The organism is Sanguibacter sp. Z41_6, from assembly GCF_059621145.1.
Map to the genome: position 1 here is coordinate 64,109 of NZ_JCAQIF010000007.1, position 22,790 is coordinate 86,898.

17 protein-coding genes and 1 tRNA gene are annotated in these 22,790 nt (G+C 72.6%); 12 read left to right on the forward strand and 6 right to left on the reverse strand.

The window, feature by feature from the left end:
* Window positions 1-89 precede the first annotated feature (89 nt).
* Together AC54T1_RS13760 and AC54T1_RS13765 are read left to right on the forward strand one after the other, a co-directional pair.
* A complete protein-coding gene (locus AC54T1_RS13760) occupies window positions 90-4,346 on the forward strand; it encodes a PDDEXK-like endonuclease domain-containing protein (protein ID WP_496912286.1) in 4,257 nt (1,418 codons plus the stop codon).
* A gap of 9 nt (window positions 4,347-4,355) precedes the next feature.
* Window positions 4,356-4,598, forward strand: a complete 243-nt coding sequence (locus tag AC54T1_RS13765; RefSeq protein ID WP_496912287.1) for a hypothetical protein — start codon at window positions 4,356-4,358, stop codon at window positions 4,596-4,598.
* Window positions 4,599-4,640: 42 nt separating this feature from the next.
* Here AC54T1_RS13765 and mscL read toward each other — a convergent pair whose 3' ends face one another.
* The 3 genes from mscL to AC54T1_RS13780 all read right to left on the reverse strand — a co-directional run bounded on the left by mscL (window position 4,641) and on the right by AC54T1_RS13780 (window position 6,410).
* Window positions 4,641-5,126, reverse strand: a complete 486-nt coding sequence (gene mscL / locus AC54T1_RS13770; RefSeq protein WP_484345858.1) for a large conductance mechanosensitive channel protein MscL — start codon at window positions 5,124-5,126, stop codon at window positions 4,641-4,643.
* A 25-nt stretch (window positions 5,127-5,151) separates the two neighbouring features.
* Window positions 5,152-5,859 (reverse strand): SAF domain-containing protein, encoded by a 708-nt coding sequence (locus AC54T1_RS13775; protein ID WP_484345857.1) that lies wholly within the window; start codon window positions 5,857-5,859, stop codon window positions 5,152-5,154.
* Between the two features lie 155 nt (window positions 5,860-6,014).
* Window positions 6,015-6,410 (reverse strand): FmdB family zinc ribbon protein, encoded by a 396-nt coding sequence (locus AC54T1_RS13780; RefSeq protein ID WP_496912288.1) that lies wholly within the window; start codon window positions 6,408-6,410, stop codon window positions 6,015-6,017.
* Between the two features lie 168 nt (window positions 6,411-6,578).
* Between AC54T1_RS13780 and AC54T1_RS13785 the strand changes: the two genes are divergently transcribed.
* Window positions 6,579-9,218 carry a penicillin acylase family protein gene (locus AC54T1_RS13785; protein ID WP_496912289.1) on the forward strand — a complete coding sequence of 880 codons (2,640 nt, stop codon included), beginning with the start codon at window positions 6,579-6,581 and terminating at the stop codon, window positions 9,216-9,218.
* Between the two features lie 12 nt (window positions 9,219-9,230).
* Here the strand turns inward: AC54T1_RS13785 and AC54T1_RS13790 are convergent, their stop codons facing one another.
* A complete protein-coding gene (locus tag AC54T1_RS13790) occupies window positions 9,231-9,872 on the reverse strand; it encodes a 5-formyltetrahydrofolate cyclo-ligase (protein WP_484345854.1) in 642 nt (213 codons plus the stop codon).
* 114 nt (window positions 9,873-9,986) lie between these two features.
* Here AC54T1_RS13790 and AC54T1_RS13795 point away from each other — a divergent pair, with 114 nt between their 5' ends.
* The 5 genes from AC54T1_RS13795 to AC54T1_RS13815 all read left to right on the forward strand — a co-directional run bounded on the left by AC54T1_RS13795 (window position 9,987) and on the right by AC54T1_RS13815 (window position 14,673).
* Window positions 9,987-11,225: a molybdopterin molybdotransferase MoeA gene (locus tag AC54T1_RS13795; RefSeq protein WP_484345853.1), complete on the forward strand. Its 1,239-nt coding sequence runs from the start codon at window positions 9,987-9,989 to the stop codon at window positions 11,223-11,225.
* Between the two features lie 38 nt (window positions 11,226-11,263).
* Complete coding sequence (locus AC54T1_RS13800; protein WP_496912322.1) at window positions 11,264-11,977, forward strand: GNAT family N-acetyltransferase; 714 nt, start codon at window positions 11,264-11,266, stop codon at window positions 11,975-11,977.
* 83 nt (window positions 11,978-12,060) lie between these two features.
* Window positions 12,061-13,221 carry a hypothetical protein gene (locus AC54T1_RS13805; RefSeq protein ID WP_496912290.1) on the forward strand — a complete coding sequence of 387 codons (1,161 nt, stop codon included), beginning with the start codon at window positions 12,061-12,063 and terminating at the stop codon, window positions 13,219-13,221.
* Window positions 13,222-13,312: 91 nt separating this feature from the next.
* Window positions 13,313-13,388, forward strand: a tRNA-Ala gene (locus tag AC54T1_RS13810).
* A gap of 211 nt (window positions 13,389-13,599) precedes the next feature.
* Window positions 13,600-14,673 carry a fatty acid desaturase family protein gene (locus tag AC54T1_RS13815; RefSeq protein WP_484345850.1) on the forward strand — a complete coding sequence of 358 codons (1,074 nt, stop codon included), beginning with the start codon at window positions 13,600-13,602 and terminating at the stop codon, window positions 14,671-14,673.
* 36 nt (window positions 14,674-14,709) lie between these two features.
* Here the strand turns inward: AC54T1_RS13815 and AC54T1_RS13820 are convergent, their stop codons facing one another.
* Complete coding sequence (locus AC54T1_RS13820) at window positions 14,710-16,368, reverse strand: dolichyl-phosphate-mannose--protein mannosyltransferase (protein WP_496912323.1); 1,659 nt, start codon at window positions 16,366-16,368, stop codon at window positions 14,710-14,712.
* A gap of 52 nt (window positions 16,369-16,420) precedes the next feature.
* Between AC54T1_RS13820 and rsmI the strand changes: the two genes are divergently transcribed.
* Window positions 16,421-17,269, forward strand: coding sequence for a 16S rRNA (cytidine(1402)-2'-O)-methyltransferase (gene rsmI / locus AC54T1_RS13825; protein ID WP_484345849.1), 849 nt, complete (start codon window positions 16,421-16,423; stop codon window positions 17,267-17,269).
* Window positions 17,270-17,341: 72 nt separating this feature from the next.
* Here the strand turns inward: rsmI and AC54T1_RS13830 are convergent, their stop codons facing one another.
* On the reverse strand, window positions 17,342-17,935 hold the full coding sequence (locus AC54T1_RS13830) for an isochorismatase family protein (RefSeq protein WP_484345848.1): 594 nt from the start codon (window positions 17,933-17,935) through the stop codon (window positions 17,342-17,344).
* A 71-nt stretch (window positions 17,936-18,006) separates the two neighbouring features.
* On the opposite strand from AC54T1_RS13830, the gene AC54T1_RS13835 reads away from it, so the two are divergent.
* The 3 genes from AC54T1_RS13835 to AC54T1_RS13845 all read left to right on the forward strand — a co-directional run bounded on the left by AC54T1_RS13835 (window position 18,007) and on the right by AC54T1_RS13845 (window position 22,789).
* Window positions 18,007-19,200, forward strand: a complete 1,194-nt coding sequence (locus tag AC54T1_RS13835) for an aminotransferase class I/II-fold pyridoxal phosphate-dependent enzyme (RefSeq protein WP_484345847.1) — start codon at window positions 18,007-18,009, stop codon at window positions 19,198-19,200.
* 11 nt (window positions 19,201-19,211) lie between these two features.
* A complete protein-coding gene (locus AC54T1_RS13840; RefSeq protein WP_496912291.1) occupies window positions 19,212-20,513 on the forward strand; it encodes a PQQ-dependent sugar dehydrogenase in 1,302 nt (433 codons plus the stop codon).
* A 137-nt stretch (window positions 20,514-20,650) separates the two neighbouring features.
* Window positions 20,651-22,789, forward strand: coding sequence for a DEAD/DEAH box helicase (locus AC54T1_RS13845; RefSeq protein ID WP_496912292.1), 2,139 nt, complete (start codon window positions 20,651-20,653; stop codon window positions 22,787-22,789).
* The last annotated feature ends 1 nt before the right edge of the window (window position 22,790 follow it).

A 22,790-nucleotide genomic window follows, 5' to 3' on the forward strand; every position in this document is an offset into this window, starting at 1 on the left:
GCGATCAGGCGCCGGGTACGCGACGTGCCGCGGTGACCCCGCACGCCACGAGTCCGCGAGACCACACCCAGTCGGAGGAACCCGCCGAGATGACCAGCGACACGATGGCGACCCGTTCGCCCGGCGACGACGCGGACACACCAGCGCCCGCTCCGGCGCCCACGGTCGTCCGGCCACCGAGCGCGGCGGAGCTCGTCCACCGAGCCGTCGAGGGGTGGCGCACCACGCTCGTCGCCCTGGCCGGCGGGTCGAGCCTTGCCGACGTCGGTCTCCTCGGTGACGCCGTCCTCGACCTCACGGCGGCGCACCCCTCCGGGATCGCGCAGCTCTTCGCCGGCCGGGGGACCCGCCTGGCGAACATCTTCCGCGAGGGTGGGTCGCTGCCCGTGGCGCGACGTCGTGCCCGCGCCGTGTCCCAGCGTTCGCAGGAGCAGGCGGAGCGGTACGGCGTCGCGCCCACCTACCTGGCGATCGGTGTCGCCACCTGGACCGAGTACACGGTCGACGAGGCCGCGGACGACATGGCTGCGCTCGCCCGTGCGACGGGCAGCGGCACGGTGAGCAGCCGCTCCGCCTACGACGACGCGGCGGCGCCCGCGCCGACGACGACGTCCGGCCGGGGCGTCGGCCGGACGGTCCGAGCACCCGTGCTCCTGCGCCCGATCAGCATCCACGCCCGGGGCGGCGGCGAGACCGACTACGAGCTCACCCTCGAGCCGACGGCGGAGATCAACCCCGTGCTCTCCCGCGCGCTGCGCTCCCGCGGGGCGCTGCTCGACCCCGCCGCGCTGGCCCGCGGCGCCTTCACCGGCTCCGGGTTCGACCCCTCCACCGCGCTCGACCGCATCAACTCCCTCGGTGGCGCCGTCCTCAACGACTTCACGCTCGCCGACAAGCTGCTCGTCGGCACGTTCGTCCATCCCGGCCAGATGCTCGTCGATGATCTCGACGACCTGTCCGTCGGCCTCGAGCGGCACGAGATCATCGCTGCGCTCGCGGGGGACGGTCCCTCGGCCGACGCGCTCCGGCACCCGCTGCCGCCCGTCCGGGCGGAGGACGCCGAGCCCAACATGGAGCGTGGCGTGGGGGACCTCGACCCCTCGGGTCGGCGGGTGCTCGATGCGCTCGCCAGCGGCAGCCACCTGTTCGTCGACGCGCCCGTCGGCGCTGACTCGACGGGTGCGGTGGCAGCCGTCGTCGCGGAGGCGGCGGCCATCGGTCGGAGCGTGCTCTACGTGCCCGGGCACCGGCGGGCGGCCGACGCGCTGACCGTCCGGCTGGCCGAGCTGGGCCTCGACGACCTGCTGCTCGACGTCACGCCCAACCCGAGCTGGCGCACGGCCGTCTCGCGCCGTCTCCTCGGGGCGATGACGCTCGAGCCGCCACCGGTCGACGCCGCAGCCATCGCTGAGACACGCCTCCAGCTCGTGGAGACGCGCTCCCGGTTGGCGCGGATGATCGACGCGCTCCACGAGGTCCGCCAGCCGTGGGGGATCTCCGCCTACGACGCGCTGCAGGCGCTCGCGCGCCTCACGGCCGAGCGGCCTGCGCCGTCCACGACCACGCGCCTGGACGCGGCGACGGTGAGCCGCGTGGCCGCCGTGCGCCCCACGGTGGGCGCCGACCTCGTGCGTCTCGCGGACCTCGACGGCTTCACGCTGCGACCAGCGTCCACGCCCTGGTACGGCGCGGACATCGAGACCGACGAGGTCGCGCAGGACGCCGTGACCCGCATCGAGCGGCTCCTCGACGTCACGCTGCGCGACCTGCGCACCCAGGTCGCTGCCGTCGCGGAGGACACCGGGCTCGTCACACCGCGCACGCTCGCCCAGTGGGGCGAGCAGCTACGGATGCTCGACGGGATGCGCTCCACGCTCGACGTCTTCCAGCCTCTCGTGTTCGAGCGGACGGCGGACGACCTCGTCGCCGCGACGGCCACCCGTCAGTGGCGCGCCGCCCAGGGGATCGAGATGCGACGCCTGCACCGCCGACGTCTCGTGCGGCGCGCCAAGGACATGCTGCGCCCCGGGACGCGGGTGCCCGATCTCCACACGGCCCTCCTGCAGGTGCAGAAGCAGCGCGACGCGTGGGCCGCGCACTCACAGAGCGGTGGGTGGCCGCGGTTGCCCGAGCGCCTCGACACGATCGAGGCGACCTACGCGTCGGTGGTCGCCGACCTCGAGGTCCTCGGCACGGTGCTGGCTACCACGCCCGGCGCGGAGGACCTCACCACGGCGCCCCTCGGTGACCTCACCGAGCGCCTGCAGCGCCTGCTGGACGACAGGGGTGCCCTCGCCGAGCTGCCGGAGCGTACGCGCCTGCAGCGTCGGCTCGTCGGGCTCGGGCTCCGTGACCTGCTCGACGACCTCGCTGCCCGACGCGTGGACCTCGCGGTCGTCGAGGCCGAGCTCGACCTCGCGTGGTGGAGCTCGGTGTTCGAGCAGATCATCGCGGCGGACCCCGACCTCGCCGGCGTCGACGGTCACGGCATCGAGATGCTCGCCGAGCGGTTCCGACAGCTCGACCGTGCGCATGTCGAGTCCCTCGCCACCCCGATCCGCGCCGCAGCGGTCCACCAGCTGCACGGTGCGCTGCGGGACAACCGTGACCAGGCCGAGGGCCTGTTCGCCCAGCTCGTCGAGGAGCGGCTCGCGAGCATCCGCACCGCCAACGACGACTTCGGCGACGTCATCCGCAAGCTGCGCCCCTGCCTCATCGCGACGCCGACGCTCGTCCCGCACCTGCTGCCGGCGCACCGGACCGTCGACCTCGTCATCCTCGACGCGGTGCAGCAGCTGCCCGTCGAGTCGGTCCTCTCGGCGATCGCCCGGGGGCGGCAGGTCGTCGTGGTCGGCGACGCGCGGTGTGCGTCGGGAGAAGCGGTGCGCAACCTCTCCCGCCTGCTTCCCACGGTCGCCCTCGCTGGTGACGCGTCACGGCGCGACCCCCTGTTGACCTCCTTCCTCATCGAGCACGGGTATGCGGGCGTGCTGCGGCCCATGCCCCTGCCGTCGGCGGAACAGCTCGTGACGTTCGACGTCGTCGACGGGACCGGGATGCCCGACTCGTCGTCCGGCGCCGTCGAGTCCACCCAGGCCGAGGTCGACCGCGTCGTCGAGCTCGCCATCAACCACGCGCTGGACCGCCCCGAGGAATCCCTCGCGGTCGTCGCCGGGTCCCGGGTGCACGCGGACCGCATCCGCGACGCGCTGCTCGCACAGGTCCGGCAGAACGCCGCCCTCGGCACCTTCTTCGACCCGCGCCGACGCGAACCGGTGGTCGTCGCCGACCTCATGGGCGTCGCCGGACTCAGCCGCGACGCGGTGATCTTCTCGCTCGGGTTCGGGCGCACCCCGCACGGTCGCGTGCTCCACCGCTTCGGCGAGATCTCCGGCCCGACGGGCGACGCGTTGCTCCTCAACGCACTCGGCGCGACACGCCGCAGGCTCTCCGTCGTCGCGTGCTACGGCATGCAGGACCTCGACCCCGAGCGGCTGCGGGGCGACGGGGCGAAGCTGCTCGGCGCACTCCTGGAGTTCGCGGAGAACCGGCCGACCGACATCGGGGCCGAGGGCGTCGGCACCACGGCGCCCCGACCGCAGCCGGACCGGCTCCTCGTGGATCTTGCCGAGCGGCTCTGGCGCACCGGGCTCACCGTCGAGACCCAGCACGGTGCACCGGGTGGCGAGCACATCCCGCTCGTCGTCGGCCACCCTGACCTGCCCGGGGAGCTTCTCGTCGCCGTCCTCACCGACGACGACGCCTACATCGCCGAGCGAAGCATCCGGGTCCGCGACCGTCAGCGTGCCGAGCGTCTCGAGCGGCTGGGCTGGCACGTCGTCCAGGTGTGGTCCGTGGCGCTGTTCCTCGACCCGGAGCGGCAGGCCAACCGCATCCGCGAAGCCGTCTTCGAGATCGAGGCGCGACGCCGCGCGGCCCGGCAGCCCGTGACGGGAGCCCTGCCGATGGTGAGCAGCGTGACCGGGGAGGCGCTCGCCGAACTCGCCGCGGCGGACGACGGCTCAGGAGAGAGCGACCTCGTCGACCCGTCGGCCCCGGTCGTCGTGCCGGCAGCTGCCGACGAGGTCGTCGAGACAGGCGCCCGCGAGGCCGGCACCGTGGCGCCGTCGGCGCGCGGCCCTCGCCCCGACGTGGAGCCCGGTCTCCCGATCGCCGCGTACGGCGACGACCAGCTGGACGAGCTCGTCGAGTGGATCGTGTCCGACGGCGTGGAGCGCGACCACGAGCAGCTCGGGCTCGAGGTGCGGACCGAGCTGGGGGTGACGAGGCGCAGCGCGCGCGTCGACACCGCGGTCTCGAGCGCGGTCCGCCGGTACCACGGCTAGGACGGCCGGGTGAGCGCGCACGACCCCGGCGCCCCGGTCGATCCGGCCCCGATCGATCCGACGCCGGACGAGACGGTGCCGCGGCGCCGACGTGGCCACCGCCGGGTGGTCAGGGAGGGCGCCGAGGTCCCTGGTGCCGCAGACGGACCGGCGCCCTGGGACGCGTCGTCGGACGAGGAGTCCGCGCAGCGGGACGCGCGCGCCGACTCCAACGACGCACGCCTCGCCGAGGACGTTCCGCCGCACTGGTGAGGAACCGGGCCCGACGGGCCGCGCGAGCGAAGTGACGGTCCGTCAGTACCCGGTCGGCTGCGCCGGGGGCGCAGGCGGCGTCCGCCCGGTGCCCTGGTCCGTCCCGGCCGTGCCCGGTCCGCTCGGACCCGTCCCGCGCTGGGCCGCGAGCAGGTCGCGGATCTCCTGGAGCAGGATGACATCTTCCGCGGGCGCCTCCGGCTCGTCGACGAGACCGCGCTTACGCAGGTTCTGCAGCTTGTTGAGGGGCAGCACGACGAAGAAGTAGAGCGCGGCAGCGACGATGAGGAAGTTGATGAGCTGGGTGAGGATCAGCCCGAAGCGGAAAACCGCCCCGTTGATCGTCAGCTCGAGCGATCCGTCGAGGCTCGGTTGGCCGAAGACGGCGGCGATGAGGGGCCCGATGAACCCGTCGACAAAACTCTCCACGAGCGACGCGAACGCCGCACCGATGACGATGCCGACGGCGAGGTCGATGACGTTGCCGCGCATGATGAACTCTTTGAACCCGTTGAGCACGTTCTTCATGGTTTCTCCCGTCTCCAGACATCGATCATTGCACGAGGACGGCGCTGATCGGCGTCCAGCCGGTGACGTTGGCCAGCAAGGTGGCCTCCTCCGCGGACACCGCCACGAGGAGCAGGTCCGACGGGGTGTCGTCAGCAGCCGCGCCACCGAGCGAGATCCCCGCGTTCTCGCCCGTGTCGGTGCTGGGGGACGGCACGGGGAGCACGAGCGCCCGCCGGGCGAGGTACGTCGCCGCGCCTGACGAACCCCGGTCGTCGGGTGCGGCGACGCTCGGTGCGAGCAGGTCCACCCGCACCCCGGGTTCGAGCACCGCCCGCAGCGCCGGTTCGGCGAGCCGCACCGCGGCGATGACCGATCCTGCAGGGACCGAGGACGTGATGTCCGGCGCAGCGAGGACGGTCTCGCTGACGACGGTCCCCGGCGCGAGGGCAACAGTCGCGGTCCGCCCGACGGCTTCAGCAGCCGTACCGAGGGCGTCGCCGGGGACAGCGTCGGGTGCCACGCGGACCTCGCGGACGTCGCTGCGGGTGAGCACGTGACCGGCGGGTACACCTGCCGCGAGAGTGATCATCGGCTGGGTGTGCGGGGGCGGGGGCCGGAGCTGGTGCACGGTCACGGAGGCTGCGACGCCGAGGAGGCATGCCGCAAGGAGGAACCGCAGCTTCCACACCCAGGAGCGCCACCGGCGTCGGGCGCGTGGGAACGGCGAGGAGCGGGACGGGAGCGTCGTCATGCACGGGACGGTACGAGCGGCGCACCGCACCTCCGGCCCCGGCGCAGTGTGCTGTGGGTGCGTGGGCCGGGGTGCGCACCTGTGGGGGAGACGCTGTGAGGCGGACGCGCTGTGTGTGCGGGGACTCCGTGCACGGAGTCCCCGCACGGCGGGGTCTAGGAGGAGGAGCCGGACGAGGCAGGAACCGACGCGCTGCTCGACCCTGACGAGCCACCGGACGTCGACGCGCTCGACGCCCCACCAGACGTCCCAGACGTCGAGGAGTCGCCGGACGTGGAGGTGCTCGACGAGGATCCGGCCGACGCCCCCGAGGTGCTCGACGTCGAGTCGGACGAGCCTGACCGTCCGGCGCCGTCCCCCGAGCGCTTCGACTTCGCCTTGTTGTCCGTGCGGTAGAAGCCGGAGCCCTTGAAGACCACGCCGACGGGCGAGAACACCTTCCGCAGCCGACCGGCACACTCCGGGCAGACCGTGAGCGCGTCGTCGGCGAAGGACTGCTGGATGTCGAAGCTGTGACCGCACGCGGTGCACGTGTACGCGTAGAGGGGCACGGATTCTCCTCGGAGATGGCGCGGGCAGCTGCCCGCGAGAGGTGTTCGGACGCCGCGGGAGGGCTTGGCACTCGCAGCGGCTGAGTGCTAATGATACGCCGGTGCGCGACGAGGACGGACAGGTCTCGTGGCGAGGCGGGCCATGAGGGGACGCAGTAGTCTCGGGGCGTGTCCCGTCGCAACGTCTACCTCCGCCGTTCCCTCGTCGGGATCGCGGGGGCACTGTTCCTCGCCCTCCTCGCGGCCGTGGTCGCCGCCGTCGTCATCACGCGCGAGCCGCTCCCGCGGACGGACGGTGAGCTGACGGTCAGCGGCCTCACCGATCCCGTCCGGGTGGTGCGGGACGGGCAGGGTGTCCCGCACATCTACGCCACGACCTCCGCCGACCTCTTCATGGCACAGGGGTTCGTCCACGCCCAGGACCGCTTCTTCGAGATGGACTACCGGCGCCACGTCACGGCGGGCCGCGTCGCCGAGCTGGTCGGTGACGACGAGACCGCCATCGAGGCGGACACGATCATCCGCACCTTCGGCTGGCGCGACGTCGCAGAGCAGGAGTGGGAGCTCCTCGACCCGCAGACCAAGGCCTACCTGTCCGCGTACGCCGACGGCGTCAACAGCTACCTCGGCACCCGTGACGCGAACGACCTCGCGTTCGAGTACACCGTCCTCGGCGCGCGCGTGACGGTGACGGAGCCCGAGGAGTGGGACCCCGTCGACTCGCTCGCCTGGCTCAAGGCCATGGCATGGGACCTGCGGGGGAACTACGACGACGAGCTCGACCGGGCGCAGAGCTATCTGAGCATCGGTGACGTCGCCCGGGTGGAGGAGCTCTTCCCGGCCTATCCCGAGACGACCAACCCACCGATCCTCGACGGGCCCGCTGCCCAGGCGAACCTCGACGTCGCCACGGCCCAGGCCCTCGCGGAGGCCGCCGCGGCGGAAGGGCTCGCCGACGACTCCCAGGAGGATGCGCCCCCCGCCGCCGACGACCAGTGGTACGCCGACGACGCCGCCGTGGATGCCGCCATCACCTCCGCCGCGCGCGCCGTCGACGCCGTCCCCGTCCTCGTCGGCAGCGGTGAGGGCGTCGGGTCGAACTCCTGGGTGGTGTCGGGCCAGCACACCGAGACGGGTCTGCCCATGCTGGCCAACGACCCGCACCTCGCGCTCGCAGCCCCGGGGATCTGGTCCCAGGTGGGACTCCACTGCACGGAGGTGTCGGACGAGTGCCCCTTCGAGGTCGGCGGCTTCTCCTTCGCCGGGTTCCCGGGCGTGATCATCGGGCACAACTCCTCGCTCGCCTGGGGGATCACCAACCTCGGCGCGGACGTCACCGACTTCTTCGTCGAGCGTGTCGTGGACGACGGGTACGAGCGCGACGGCACGATCGTCCCGTTCACCACCCGCACGGAGACCATCAAGGTCAACGGCGGCACGGACGTCGAGATCGACGTGCGTTCGACCGTGCACGGGCCGATCATCTCCGACGTCCTCGAGGTGAGCGCCGTCGGCGGCGTGCCCACCGAAGAGACCGCGTCGAGCGGCCGTCCCGTCGCCGTGTCGCTCGGGTGGACCGCACTGACGCCCGGACGCACGGCAGAGGCGGTCTTCGCGCTCAATCTCGCCACGAGCGCGGCCGACATCGCGGCGGCGGCGGCGTTGTTCGAGGTCCCGTCGCAGAACATCGTCTTCGCGACCGTCGACGGACACATCGGGTACCAGGCGCCCGGCCGCATCCCCGTCCGTGCTGAGGTGCCGGGGGTGCTGCCCTCCGACGGAACATGGCCGCGACCCGGCTGGGACAGCCGGTACGACTGGCAGGGATACGTCGACAGTGCGGCGATGCCTGCGGTGCTCGACCCCCCCGAGGGCTTCATCGTCGCCGCCAACCAGGCCGTGGCGCCGGCGGGCGCGGGCCCGTTCCTCGCTCTCGACTGGGACCACGGCTTCCGGTCCGAGCGCATCCGTGAGCTCCTCGCGGCCGAGATCGAGGCTGGGCGACCGTTGACCACGCAGACCATGGCCGCGATCCAGAACGACGAGCACAACCCGTACGCCGAGCTCCTCGTCCCGACGCTCCTCGAGCAGAAGATCCCCAACGCGTTCGACCGGGCAGGGCAGGACCTCCTCGTCGACTGGGACTACACCCAGGCTGCGGACTCCGCAGCGGCGGCCTATTTCTCCGCCGTCTGGGCAGAGCTCCTCGTCCTGACGTTCCACGACGAGCTGCCCGACTCCGCGCTCCCTGACGGCAGCAGCCGCTGGCTCGAGGTCGTCCGCCTACGCCTCGACGACCCGACGAGCGCGTGGTGGGACGACCGCACGACGGTGAACGTCGTGGAGACCCGTGACGAGATCCTCACCCAGGCGCTCGTGACGGCCCGCGCCTCGCTCACGACGTCTCTCGGGAGCGAGGCCGAGGAGTGGGAGTGGGGTCGCCTGCACCGGCTGGCCCCGGAGCACCCCGTCCTCGGGGGCGGGTCCGTGCCGGCGCTGGTGCGCACGTTCGTCAACCCGTCTCCGGTCGACCTCGGCGGAGGCTCGTCGATCGTCAACGCCACGAGCTGGGATGCCTCCACCGGCACGTTCGACGTGACGTCGGGACCGTCGATGCGGATGGTCGTCGACCTCGACGACCTCGACGCGTCCACTTGGGTCGTCGTCACCGGAGTCTCAGGTCACCCGGCCAGCCCGCACTACGCGGACCAGCTCTCTGCGTGGGCGCAGGGGGAGTCGTACACCTGGGCGTTCTCGCCCGACGCGGTGGAGGAGGCGGCGCAGGACGAGCTCATGCTCGTCCCGTGACGGACGCAGCGTTCAGACCCGTCCAGGCACCCAGTCCCAGCCGGACGGGGTCGCGAACCCGTCGACGGGGCGGTCGTGGCGCTCGTGGGGCAGCGGACGCTCCGAGGCGTCGTAGACCTCCTCGGGGAAGACGAGAGCGATGACGCGGACACCCGGACGGACGTGGACGAGCGTCCGGTCGTACCACCCGCCGCCCATGCCGAGCCGCGTGCCGGCGGTGTCGACCGCGAGCGCCGGTGCGATGACGACGTCGGCCATCTCGAGCGCGGACATGCCCAGCGGCGGGGTGCTCGGCTCCGGCGGCCGGCCGGGCGCGCGTTGCAGGAGGTCGTCCAGCCCCGCGTACTCCGCCCAGTCCCGTTGCAGCCCGGCACCGAGGACCGGCAGGAGGATCCGCTTGCCGAGGTCGTCGAGCTCGTCCATGAGCGGCAGCGTCCCGGGCTCGTGGGTGCGTGAGGTGTACAACGCCACGACTCCGGCGTCCCGCACCTCGGGGATCGTCAGCACGGTCGCGGTAAGGAGCCGCGCGGCTTCGGCCCGCCGTCGTTCGCTGCGCGACTCGCGGGCTGCTCGGATCGCGCTCCGCAGTGCGCTCTTGGCGTCCTCTGCTTCGAGTGATCCGTTGATCGGGTAGGGCTGCACTGGACCGCTCATGCACACAGTGTCTCAAGGATTCTCGTGAAAATGGTGCAGATGGTGCCTCTGGGACCGCGGGCCGACCCCCCGGGCGTTCTCGACTAGCCTGTGCTGCATGACGAGCGGAGCGGCATGAGGAGCGTCCAGGACCAGCTCGCCGCGGTGCTCGCGGTCGCGAAGCCGGTCCCTGCGCTCGACGTCGTGCTCACCGACGCAGCCGGGTGCATCCTCGCGGCGGACATCGTCGTCACGGAGGATGTGCCGCCCCGTGCCACGGCCACCTGCGACGGGTACGCCGTGCGCTCGCAGGACCTCGGGACGGGCGCGGGCGAGGCTCCCGTGCTGCCCGTCGTGCACGACGTGTGGTCGGCGGCCGACGAGCCCTTCCGCCTCGCGCCGGGGCAGAGCGTCCGCGTGAGCTCTGGTGTGCCGATGCCCGTCGGCGCGGACACCCTCGTGCCCGTGTCGGCGACGGACCGGGGAGACGTCCGGGTGCGGATCTCGGGCACGTTCGGACCGGGGAGCAACGTCCGGGCGGCGGGCGCCGACGTGCGCGCGGGCGACGTCGCCCTGCGGGCCGGGACGCGGTTGGACGCGCGGCAGCTCGCGCTCGCGGCGAGCCTCGGGTACGCGAGGATCCGGGTCCACCCCGCGCCGCGGGTCGTCATCCTCCCCGTCGGCGACGAGCTCGTGCTCCCCGGGTCGAGCCGGCCCGGCGTGTTCGACGCCAACGGACCGTCGTTGCGCACCGCGGTGCAGGACACCGGTGCGGTCGCCATCCAGGTCCCGCCGGTGAGCGACGACCAGGGGAAGCTGCGGGACTCGATCGAGGACCAGCTCGTGCGTGCGGACCTGCTCCTGACGACCGGGGGCCTGAGCGAGGGAACCAACGACACGCTCAGGGGGGTGCTGGCGCAGCTCGGCGAGGTGCGGTTCGACCACGTGGCGATGCTCCCGGGCCGCAACCAGGGAGTCGGCACCGTCCGCGCCGGGATCGGTGGGTCCGACGGGGAGACCGTGCCGGTGTTCGCGCTGCCCGGCCACCCCGTCGCCGCCCAGGTGTCGTACGAGGTGTACGTCCGTCCGGCGCTGCGGGCCATGGCCGGCTACACCGAGATCTTCCGACCCTCGGTGGCCGCGCACGCGTCCGTGGGCTGGCGCAGCCCCGCCGGGATCAGGCAGTTCGTGCCGGCAACACTCGTCGGGACCCCGGAGGACGGCTATCACGTCACCCCGGTCGGTGATCCGACCCGTCTCGAGGAGCTCTCCGTCACGCACCTCGCCGCCGCGAACGCCCTCGCCGTCGTCCCGGAGGACGAGTCCGAGGTGCGGTTCGGCGACCGGGTGCACTGCCTCGTGCTCGAGGGGTGAGGGTGCGACTCTTCGGTCGGTCCCCCTACTGGCCCGTCATGCTCCGGGACGACTCGCTGGGCGAGCCCCCGGGCGGCTCTCTTCTCCTGCGCCCGTTGCGTCGCTCCGACGGCGAGCAGTGGTTGGCGCTACGAGGCGAGAACAGCGCGTGGCTGGATCCCTGGGAGGCGACGACTCCCGCGCCGACGGAGCGGCGCGGAGGTGCCCGGGACCGGCCACGGGGCGGGGCGGCCTACGGGCCGGGCCGACCCGGCAGGGATCGCCGACCCCCGACCTTCGCCGAGTACGCGGACCTCCTTGAGCGCGCGGCGCGGGACGGCACGACCCTGCCCTTCGCGGTGGAGTTCGACGGTGAGCTCGTCGGACAGCTCACCGTCTCCTCGATCACCTACGGATCCATGTGCTCCGCGAGCATCGGGTACTGGGTCGGTCGACACGTCGCTGGACGGGGCATCACCCCCACGGCGGTCGCCCTGGTCACGGACTACTGCTTCGCGGAGCTCGGCCTGCACCGGGTCGAGGTGAACATCCGACCGGAGAACGGTCCGAGCCTGCGTGTCGTCGAGAAGCTCGGGTTCCGGGACGAGGGCGTGCGGGTCGGGTACATCCACATCGGCGGGCAGTGGTGCGACCACCGGACCTTCGCGCTCACCGCGGAGGAGGTCGGTCCGCAAGGGCTTCTCGCTCGGTGGCGCCAGGGCTCCTGGCGGGGCCGCCCGCCGGATCTGCCGCCGGCCCCAGACGTCGGGTGACGGGTCGACTCACACCCGTGTAACTTGTCGACACACCGGGGCGCGTCCGGCTGCGTCCTCGGGCGCTCGCCTACCGTCATGAGGTGGACTCACCGGCCGGCATCGTCGTCGTGGCGGTCGTCGTGCTCTGGCTCGCCTACCTCGTGCCACACCGGCTCAGGCAACGTCAGCAGCTGCTCGAGGCGCGTGTGGGGGACAGGTTCTCCGCGCGGCTGCGGGTGCTCGCGGTCGTGTCGGGGAATCCCGCTGATGCGGCTGCACGGGACATGGGGGCACGTGGCGTCATCGGCGACAGGCGGGGAGACTGCCCGGCGTCGAGCGGTTCGGCAACACTCTTGACACCGCCGTACGGGACCACCGTCCGGCCTGCACGGCATCATCCGGGAGGAGAGCAGGACATGGAACGACCACACCCCGAGACCGGTCCTGCCGAGAGCGACCAGGAGCGTCGTGCTGCTGCGGCCCGACGCCGCGCGGTGCTCGCCGCCACGCTCCTCCTGCTCCTCGTCGTCTCGATCCTGCTCGCTGCCGCCGGCGTCGTCTCAGCGTGGGTCGTCGTCGCCCCGGCGGCGCTGCTGCTCGCTGTCCTCGTCCTCGGCCGCCGCGCGGTCCGTGCTGCTCAGCGCCGGGACGTCGAGCGTGAGACGCGCCGACCGGCCTCGGCCGGAGGACGAGGCCCGGGCGGCCCGCGGCCGGGCGGGCGGGGTTCGGCCACCGGGCGCGCCGTGCACGGGTCGCAGTCGCACACCCAGCTCATCGCGCGCGTCGTGCCGCCGGATCGTCAGGACGGTTCGCCGCGTCCGTCGGCCGTCCTCGGCGACCGCGAGCGACCGGCCGACGGATCGCCGGCCGACCGAGCGGGCCGCGGCGCCCCCGCCCCGAAGGATGTCCGCCAGGAAGCGCCAGGGACGCAGGGGGCCCCTTCAGGCTCTGCTGCGCAGCGCAGCGGCGCACCTGACCCTGCCGGCGCCGTCGGGGACGGGAGCGATGCCGCCCCCGCTTGGGCGCCCGTCCCGGTACCGCGTCCCGTCTACACGATGAAGGCCGCGGCTCCTCGGTGGGAGCCCGCCCCGCTCACGGCAGAGCTCCAGCAGCTCACGGAGGCCCGCCGCGCTGAGATCGCCGCAGGTACGACGCTGCGTCCCGTGGCCGTCGTCGAGGAGACGGCCGACGAGCCGTCCCGCGACAGCCTCGGTGTCGACCTCGAGTCCGTGCTCGCACGGCGACGGGCTGCGGGTGCCTGAGACCGGGTAGTGAACACCACCTCTGCGGTGGTGCTAATCTAGTGAGCGCTTCGACGGAACCGGCCCCTGGTCGGCGACGCGGAGCGTGTGAGGGGCTATGGCGCAGTTGGTAGCGCGCTTCGTTCGCATCGAAGAGGTCAGGAGTTCGAATCTCCTTAGCTCCACCATCTCAGCACGATCGGGAAGCCCGTCCATCCGGACGGGCTTCTTTCGTCACCGGACGCTGTCGCGCTCCGGTGTTCGTCGAACCTCCGCATGACGTAGGTCCTTTGTCAGGACATCGTCGACCATCGGCACGTAGTCTTAGCGGCGACCGGCGTCGGGGCCCCGACGCGACCGACCGACGACTGGGATGTTATGACGGCTGAGAGCACTGTGATGGGACAGGACGAGACGGTGTCCGTCCGCGACCGCCAGGTCAGCGACTTCAGCGCCCTGACGCGCACCGTGCAGGAGACGGGTCTCATGCGGCGTCGTTACGGGCACTACTGGACACGGTTCGCCGTGCTCTGCGCGCTGCTCGCCGGTTGCGGCGTCGCGATGGTGATGATCGGCGACTCCTGGTGGCAGCTCGCCGTGGCCGGGGCACTCGGAGTGCTCTTCACGCAGTTCGCCTTCCTCGGGCACGACGCCGCGCACCGTCAGATCTTCAAGTCCGGCCAGTGGAACGACTGGGCGAGCCTCGTCATCGCGAACCTCTTCGGAGGGATGAGCTACGGATGGTGGTTGCACAAGCACTCGCGGCACCACGCGAAGCCGAACGTCCGCAACGTCGACCCCGACATCAACAACGGCGTGCTCGTCTGGGAGACAGACTCGCTCACCGAGACCAAGTCGGGTCTGCGCGCCTGGTTCGCCGCGAACCAGGGGTACCTGTTCTTCCCGCTCCTGCTCCTCGAAGGGCTCAACCTCCACGCGAGCGGCATCAAGACGATCTTCGGCCGCGAGCCGGTCAAGCGACGCTGGGTCGAGATGGCGTTCGTGACGTTCCGGCTCGTCGGGTTCGTCACCGCTGTCTTCCTCCTCATGCCTGTCGGCATCGGATTCGCCTTCCTCGCCGTGGAGCTCGGAGTGTTCGGGTTCCTCATGGGCGCGTCCTTCGCGCCGAACCACAAGGGCATGCCGATCGTCGCGCCGGACGTGAAGATCGACTTCCTGCGCCGTCAGGTCCTCATGTCCCGCAACATCGTCGGCGGCCGGTGGGTCGACGTCTTCATGGGCAGCCTCAACTTCCAGGTGGAGCACCACCTCTTCCCGAGCATGCCGAGCCCGGCCCTGCGCGAGGTCCGACCGATGGTCAAGGAGTTCTGCGCGCAGCGCGGCATCAAGTACACCGAGACGACCCTGGTCGAGTCCTACAAGATCGTCGTCCAGTACCTCAACCGCGTCGGGCTCGCCGCCCGGGACCCGTTCCAGTGCCCGCTCACGGCGCAGTACCGCTCGGCTCGCTGAGCGGTCTCGACGACGGCGGGGCCGGGTGCCCCGCGGTCACTTGATCCAGCTGGCGAACCACATGTGTGCTCGCCAGAACTCGATCGGCACCTCCATGGCCGTCCAGATCGGGTAGAAGAACCCGCTCGTGGCGACGAGGACCCCGAGCAGCACCCCGATGGCCCAGCGCCCCTGGCGCTGGGCCATCGGGCTCTCGCCGAGCCGCTCCCACCCGACAGCGAGCGCCCAGGCCAGCGCGAGATACATCCACGGCGCGAACGCGATCGTGTAGAAGGTGAAGATCGTGCGGTCGGGAAAGAACAGCCACGGCACCCAGCCGGCGACGATGCCGGCCAGGACGGCGCCAGCACGCCAGTCCCGCCAGCGCAGGAGGCCGTAGACGGCGAGCAGGAGCGCGGCGGTCGCGAGCCACCAGACGAACGGGTTCCCGAGCGAGGTGATGGCCCGCACGCACACGTCCGCCCCGCAGTCACCGGCACCGTCGACCGTCTTGCGCCAGTAGAACGAGGTGGGCTGGAGCTGGAGCAGCCACCCCCACGGGTTCGACTCGTAGTCGTGCGGCGTCGAGAGCCCTCGGTGGAACTTGAGCATCGACGCGTGATACGCCCACAGCGAGCGCAGCGCGTCGACCGCACCCTCCAGGGCGTCGGGGAACCAGCCCGGGTACTCGCGGGGGTGGCTCGACGACCAGTCCCGGTCGTAGGACCGCGGTTGGGCGAACCACGCCCACCAGGATGCGAGGTACGTCAGGAGGACGACAGGGAGCATCGTCACTGCGGCGGGAATCGCGTCCCGCAGGACGGCGCCGAGCAGCCATCGTCGGATCCCCACGGTGCGTCGCGCCGCGGCGTCCCAGCCGACGGAGAGCAGGCACAGGACGGCGACGAAGTAGAGCCCGGACCACTTCGTCCCGCACGCCAGACCGAGCGCCACCGCGGCAGCGATGCGCCACCACCGCCACCCGAGACCCGGCCCGAGCGCACCGGGATCCGTGCCGGCGTCGAGCAGGGCCGCCATGCGGTCCGCCAAGCGGCGCCGCGCCTGCGCGCGGTCGGCGACGAGGCAGGCGAAGGCGACGAGCACCCAGAACATGACGAAGCTGTCCAGCAGGCCCGTGCGGGCGTGCACGATGCCGACGCCGTCGATCGCGAACACGCCGCCGGCGATCACGCCGAAGGGGGTCGACCCCAGCACACGTCGTGCGGTACGGGCGAGGATGAACACGGCGAGCACGCCCACGATCGCCGGGACGAGCCGCCACGCCCACGCGTTCTCCGGACCGGCGAGCCGCAGCCCGACCGCGATCATCCACTTGCCGACCGGCGGGTGCACCACGTAGTCCGCGCGCTCGAGGTAGACCTGCTGCACGCCGCGTTCGAAGTTCGCGTCCGGGTCCTCGGGCCAGTCGGCCTCGTACCCCTCCATGAGCAAGGAGTACGCGCCCTTGACGTAATAGGTCTCGTCGAAGACGAGGGTGCTCGGACGTCCGAGGTCCACGAGGCGCAGGACCGCCGCGAGGAGCGCGACCGCAGCGGGGCCGGCCCACCCCCAGAAGCGGTCACGCGCCGTGGCACCCAGTGCCAGCTCACGCGCAGGGACGAGCATGCGCAGGAGCCGCTGGGCGGTGCCGTCCTCCCCGGTCGTCCCGGGCGACGGTCTGTCCTGCGCGTCGGTCTCGCTCGTCACGCACGTCATCGTATGCGGGACCGCCACCGGTCCCTCCTCCGGGGCGTGGCAGGCTTGCCCCATGACAGGCCGCCTCGTTCTTGCCGCGACTCCCATCGGCGACGTGGAGGACGCCTCGCCGCGTCTGCGTCGGCTGCTCGTCGAGGCGGACGTCGTCGCTGCCGAGGACACCCGCCGCCTCCACGCGCTGGCAGGCCGCCTCGAGCTGCGCATCGGCGGACGCGTCGTGAGCTATCACGAGCACAACGAGTCAGCGCGGGCTGACGAGCTGCTCGACGTCGTCGCGCAGGGGGGCACGGTCCTCGTCGTCACCGACGCCGGGATGCCCAGCGTCTCGGACCCCGGTTTCCGCGTCGTCGGCGCAGCCATCGAGCGTGGGCTCCCGGTGACGACGGCCCCTGGTCCGAGCGCTGTCCTCGCGGCGCTCGCGGTGTCGGGGCTGCCGACGGACCGCTTCTGCTTCGAGGGGTTCCCCCCGCGCAAGCCGGGGGAGCGGGCGCGCGCGTTCCAGGTGCTCGCCGACGAGCGCCGCACGATGGTCTTCTTCGAGAGCCCGCACCGCGTCGACCAGACGCTGGCCGCGATGGCCGAGGCCTTCGGCGCGGACCGCCCGGCTGCCGTGTGCCGCGAGCTGACGAAGACGTACGAGGAGGTGCTGCGCGGCGGCCTCGGCGAGCTCGCGGAGCGTGCCGCTGCCGAGCAGCTGCGCGGGGAGATCTCGGTGGTGGTGGCGGGAGCGCCGGGGCGGGCGCCAGCCTCGACGGCCGACCTCGTCGCCGAGGTCCTCGCGCGTGTGGACTCCGGGGAGCGGCTCAAGGAGGCTGTCGCGGAGGTCGCGGCAGCGTCCGGCGTCGTCAAGCGTGACCTCTACGCCGCAGCACTCGCCGCGAAGGCGCCGCGCACCCCCTGACACACGGTCGACCCCGTCGGTCGGGGTGCAGACCTCGTCGGACCCTCCGGCACGACACCCGGGCCGGTCACGTCACACGGTGTCGCTCGTCGCGAGGTGCACGCCGGCGGCTGCGAGCTCGGTGCGGGCCGCGGCCCCGAGCTCCGGTGTCACCGGGACGGTGAGGTCGGTGAGGACGCGCGTCGCCAGGCCGAGGGCGTGCGCGTCGAGGGCCGTCGCCCGCACGCAGTGCGACTCGGCGATGCCCACGACGTCGACCCGCGTGACCTGCGCCTCGAGGAGGATGTCGGCCAGTGCGCGGCCCCCGGCGTCGCGTCCCTCGAAGCCGGAGTAGGCGGCCTGGTACTCGCCCTTCTTCACGCTCACCTCCGGCTCGAGCGTCGCGAGCGCGGGGTGCAGCTCGGCCTCGGCGGTGCCGGCGATGCCGTGCGGGGGCCACGTGTCGACGAAGTCCGGGGTGTCGCTGAAGTGCGGGCCCGGGTCGATGTGCCAGTCCTGGGTGGTGACGACGAGGTCGTACTCGGAGCGGTGCTCGGCGGCGTAGCGGGCGATGCCCTCCGCCACGGCGTCACCACCCGTCACAGCGAGGGCGCCGCCCTCGCAGAAGGTGGGTTGGACGTCGACGACGAGGAGTGCGCGGTGCGTGCGCTCGGGTGCTTCGGCCATCTGCCCAATGTAGCGGCGCCCCGCGTGAGCGGCCCGGGGTCGCGTGGTGGTCCGCTTGTATTCTCGGTGGTATGCCCCGTGACATCGAGTTCCGCCGGATTCCCGGACTGCCGCCGTACGTGTTCACGATCATCGACTCGCTCAAGCTCGCGGCACGCCGGGAGGGGCGGGACATCATCGACCTCGGGTTCGGCAACCCGGACCTGCCGAGCCCCCAGGTCGCGGTGGACAAGCTCGCGGAGGCTGCGCTCAACCAGCGCAACCACCGCTACTCGTCCTCGCGCGGGATCCCCAAGCTGCGCCAGGCCGTGGCCGACCTCTACCAGCGGCGGTTCGGCGTGGCGCTCGACCCCGAGACCCAGATCATCTCGACGATCGGTGCGAAGGAGGGCTTCAGCCACCTCATGTGGGTGCTGCTGCAGCCCGGGGACGCGGCGATCGTCCCGACGCCGAGCTACCCCATCCACATCTGGGGCCCGTACTTCGCGGGAGCCGACGCCCGGCAGGTCCCGATCGGTGACGGCACCGACGCCGCCGGGTTCATCGACCGGGTCATGGAGGCGTGGGAGCTCGGCTGGCCCAAGCCCCGCGTCGTCGTCCTGAGCTTCCCGCACAACCCGACGACGACCGTCGCGCAGCTGAGCGACCTGCAGCGCCTCGTCGACTGGGCGCGCGACCGCGACGTCGTGCTCGTCCACGACCTCGCCTACGCCGACATGACGTTCGACGGGTTCGAGCCGCCGTCGATCATGCAGTGCGAGGGTGCGACCGAGGTGGCCGTCGAGCTGTACTCCATGACGAAGTCGTACTCGATGGCCGGGTGGCGCGTCGCGTTCCTCGTCGGCCGGGCGGACGTCGTCGCGGCGCTCGCGAAGCTCAAGAGCTACCTCGACTACGGCACCTTCCAGCCCATCCAGATCGCGGCGACCGTGACGCTCAACGAGGCTGTCGACTTCCCGCGGGAGGTCTCGGACGTCTACGAGTCGCGCCGCAACGCGCTGTGCGACGGGCTCGCGCGGATCGGGTGGGACGTGCACAAGCCCGGGGGCACGATGTTCGTGTGGGCGCGCATCCCCGAGGCGTACCGGGAGATGGGGTCCATCGAGTTCGCCACGCACGTCATCGCGGAGTGCGACGTCGCAGTCTCCCCGGGTGTCGGGTTCGGCGCGGGGGGCGACGAGTTCGTGCGGTTCGCGCTCATCGAGAACGAGCACCGCATCGGTCAGGCCGTGCGCGGGCTGAAGAAGGGGTTGACGCGGCTGTGAGGTCTGCTCGGGTGCGTGCCGTGACCGTGGGGACGGCGCTCGCCGTCGCGGCACTCTCGGCGTGCACGGGAGACCAGACGCCGAGCGCCCCGGACCCGACGCCGACGGCGTCTGCGTCACCGGAACGGGACCCGGTGCCCGAGCCCGAGCCCGACGAGGACGGACCGCGCGCCCCGGTGGTGCCGCTCGTCGAGGCCCAGGTGACCGGCGCTGTCGCGACGGACCTCGCTGCGCCCTGGGGCCTCGCGGAGCTCCCTGACGGAAGCTGGCTCGTGAGCGAGCGCGACACGCGGTCGCTCCTGCTGGTGCGACCCGGCGCAGCGCCCGTGATGATCTCGGGCGACGGCGCGCAGGACCTCCTCGACGGGACGTCGGGCGACGGCGAGGGAGGTCTCCTCGGGGTGGCCGTCTCCCCGGACGTCGCGACAGACGGACGCGTGTACGTGTACCGGACCGCCGACGACGGCAACGAGGTGCTGCACGGCGAGCTCACCGGTACGGTGCTGGGTCCGCTGACCCCGGTGCTCTCCGGGATTCCCGCTGCGGGCAACCACAACGGGGGTCAGCTGGCGTTCGGGCCCGACGGGCACCTCTACGTCTCGACCGGGGACGCGGGCGTGCCGGACGCCGCCCAGGACCCGGACTCGCTCGCCGGGAAGATCCTGCGCATCACCGCCGACGGTGCGGTGCCCGCGGACAACCCGCTGCCCGGGTCGCCGCTGTGGAGCCTCGGCCACCGCAACGTGCAGGGGATGGGGTGGTCGGCGGACGGGCGCATGTTCGCCGCAGAGTTCGGGCAGTCGACCGTCGACGAGCTCAACCTCGTCGTCCCGGGCGGCAACTACGGCTGGCCCGACGTCGAGGGCGCGTCGGGTGCGCGGGATGACGGGGGCACCGACGCCGACGCTGAGGACGCGGACGGTGCCGAGGGGGCCGCGGGCACCACGCACGACGTGGAGGCCGCAGCCGGGGACGGTGCGGTCCCCGGGACGCTCGTCGGGCCCTCGGGATTCGTCGAGCCGCTCGTCACGTGGCCGACGTCGCAGGCGTCGCCGAGCGGGCTCGCCGTGACGGACGAGGGGGTGTATCTCGCCGGCCTGCGCGGGCAACAGCTGTGGCGCGTACCGCTGGCCGAGCAGGGCGTGGGAGAGCCGCAGGCGTTGCTCAGCGGGACGCACGGCCGGCTGCGCGCCGTGGTGGTTGCCACCGACGGCACGTTGCGCGTGCTCACCAACAACACCGACGGGCGGGGCGCGCCGCGCGAGGGTGACGACCAGCTCCTCGCCGTGACGATCACCCCGGGTCCCTCCTGACCGCGCCGGGCCGTCCGGCGCGCGACCTCCTCGACCGGCACCGGCACCTCGCGGAGCGCGCGCGGGCCGCCCTGGACGACGTCGACGGCGCCCGGCTCGAGGTCGCCGCACTCGTCGAGGAGGACCGCGAGGCGGCCGTGCGCCGCGAGCTCGCCCGCATCGGCGTGGACCGCCTGGGTGAGCTCACCGACAAGAACCTCAGGGTCCGCGCGCTCCTCGACGCGGGCTACGCGACGGCGCTCGACGTCTACCGGGCGGGCCCGGACGAGCTCGAGCAGCACGACGGTGTCGGGCCGCACACCGCCCGGGGGGTCGTCGCCGCGACCCACCAGCTGGCTGAGGTGGTGCGTGCCGGGGTCCGTACCCGGATCCGGTTCCGTCCGTCGCGGCACCTCCCGGACGAGCCGTCTGACCCCGGCGAGGACGCACCCGGGACGGACCAGGGGCCGGGGACGGCTCTCCTGAGGGCCCTGCAGCGGGTGCTGCACCTCGGTCCGCTCGTCGAGCCGCACCGCCGGGATCTCGACGACTATGCGCGTGCGGTGACGGACCTGCGGCGTTCCGCGCACCCCGCGACGAACCGCCTGACGTGGCTCCTGCGAAGCCCGACGACGAAGGAGCGGGCACGCACGGCTCTCGCGGCGCTGGCCGGGTGGGACGGGTGGCTCACCTCCACGGGACTCCCGGAGACGGTCGACGGCCTCACCGCGGAGCGGGAACGGCAGCGCCCGGGTCCGGTGGCGCTCTGGGACGACTTCGAGCGCAGGTCCGTGGAGTACTACACCGTGCTCGGCGAGATCGTGCCGACCGCCGACGTGGCCCTCGCGCACGGGATGCTCCCGACCGAGCTCGCTGAGCGTGTCGAGGCCCACCCGCTCGACCAGTCGCTCCTGCGCGTGCGCCTGCGGGGCTACCAGGCCTTCGGCGCGAGGTTCGCGCTCAACCAGGGCAGGGCGCTCCTCGGGGACGAGATGGGGCTCGGGAAGACCGTGCAGGCGATCGCTGCCCTCGCGCACCGGGCTGCCGCTGGTGACCGGCACCTGCTCGTCGTGTGCCCCGCGAGCGTCCTCGTCGGATGGCTGCGCGAGATCGCGACGCACTCGCACCTCGTCGCGCACCGCGTGCACGGCCCCGACCGGGAGGCGGCGGCCGCCGCATGGCTGGCGAGCGGCGGCGTCGCCGTGACGACGTTCGACGGGCTGCAGCACGTGCCCGAGCCCGGGCCGGACGACACCTGGGAGGTCGGCATGCTCGTCGTCGACGAGGCCCACCTCGTGAAGAACCCGGCCGCGCAGCGGTCCCAGGCTGTGGCGCGACGTGCCACGGCGTGCTGGCGGGTCCTGTTCCTCACCGGCACCCCCATGGAGAACCGGCTCGAGGAGTTCCTCGCGCTCGCGCGCTACCTCCAGCCCGGCCTCGTCGACCGGGTGCCGAGGCACCTCGCCCTCGTCGGCGCCGACCGGTTCCGTCAGGAGGTGGCACCGGTGTACCTGCGACGCAACGCCGAGGACGTCCTCGTGGAGCTCCCGGAGCTCGTGCGGGTGGACGAGTGGGAGGAGCTCACCGAGGTTCAGGAGGCGGCCTACCGGGCAGCGCTCGCCGGCGGGAACCTCATGGCGATGCGCCGCGCCGCCTACGCCGGGCACGGGGACCGCACGTCCGACGCAGCGACGTCTCCCGACGAGCCGTACGGCCCGGGGAAGCTCGGGCGGTTGCTCGAGATCGTCGCGGAGGCCCGCGACACCGGCCGCAAGACTCTCGTCTTCTCGTTCTTCCGTGACGTCGTCGACGTCGTGGCGGCTGCAGCCGCGGACGTGACGACCGTGCACGGCCCCCTCACGGGTTCCGTGCCGGCCGCACGACGGCAGGAGGTCGTCGATGCCTTCTCCGCGGCTCCGCCCGGCGCCGTGCTCGTCGCCCAGGTGCAGGCAGGCGGGGTCGGGCTCAACGTCCAGGCGGCCAGCGTCGTCGTCCTCTGCGAGCCGCAGCTCACCCCCACGACCGAGGCCCAGGCGGTCGCGCGCGCCCACCGGATGGGCCAGGTCCGCACCGTGCACGTCCACCGCCTGCTCGTCGAGGGCACCGTCGACGAGCGTCTCCTCGAGATCCTCGAGGAGAAGGAGCGGGTGTTCGACGAGTACGTGCGGGACTCCGACCTCGCGGCGAGCACCACCTCCGCGGTCGACGTGACCGAGGCGCAGCTCGCCCGCGAGGTCGTCGCTGCCGAGCAGGCACGCTGGGGATACGGCCCGGTCTGGGACGAGCTGCAGGCCTGAG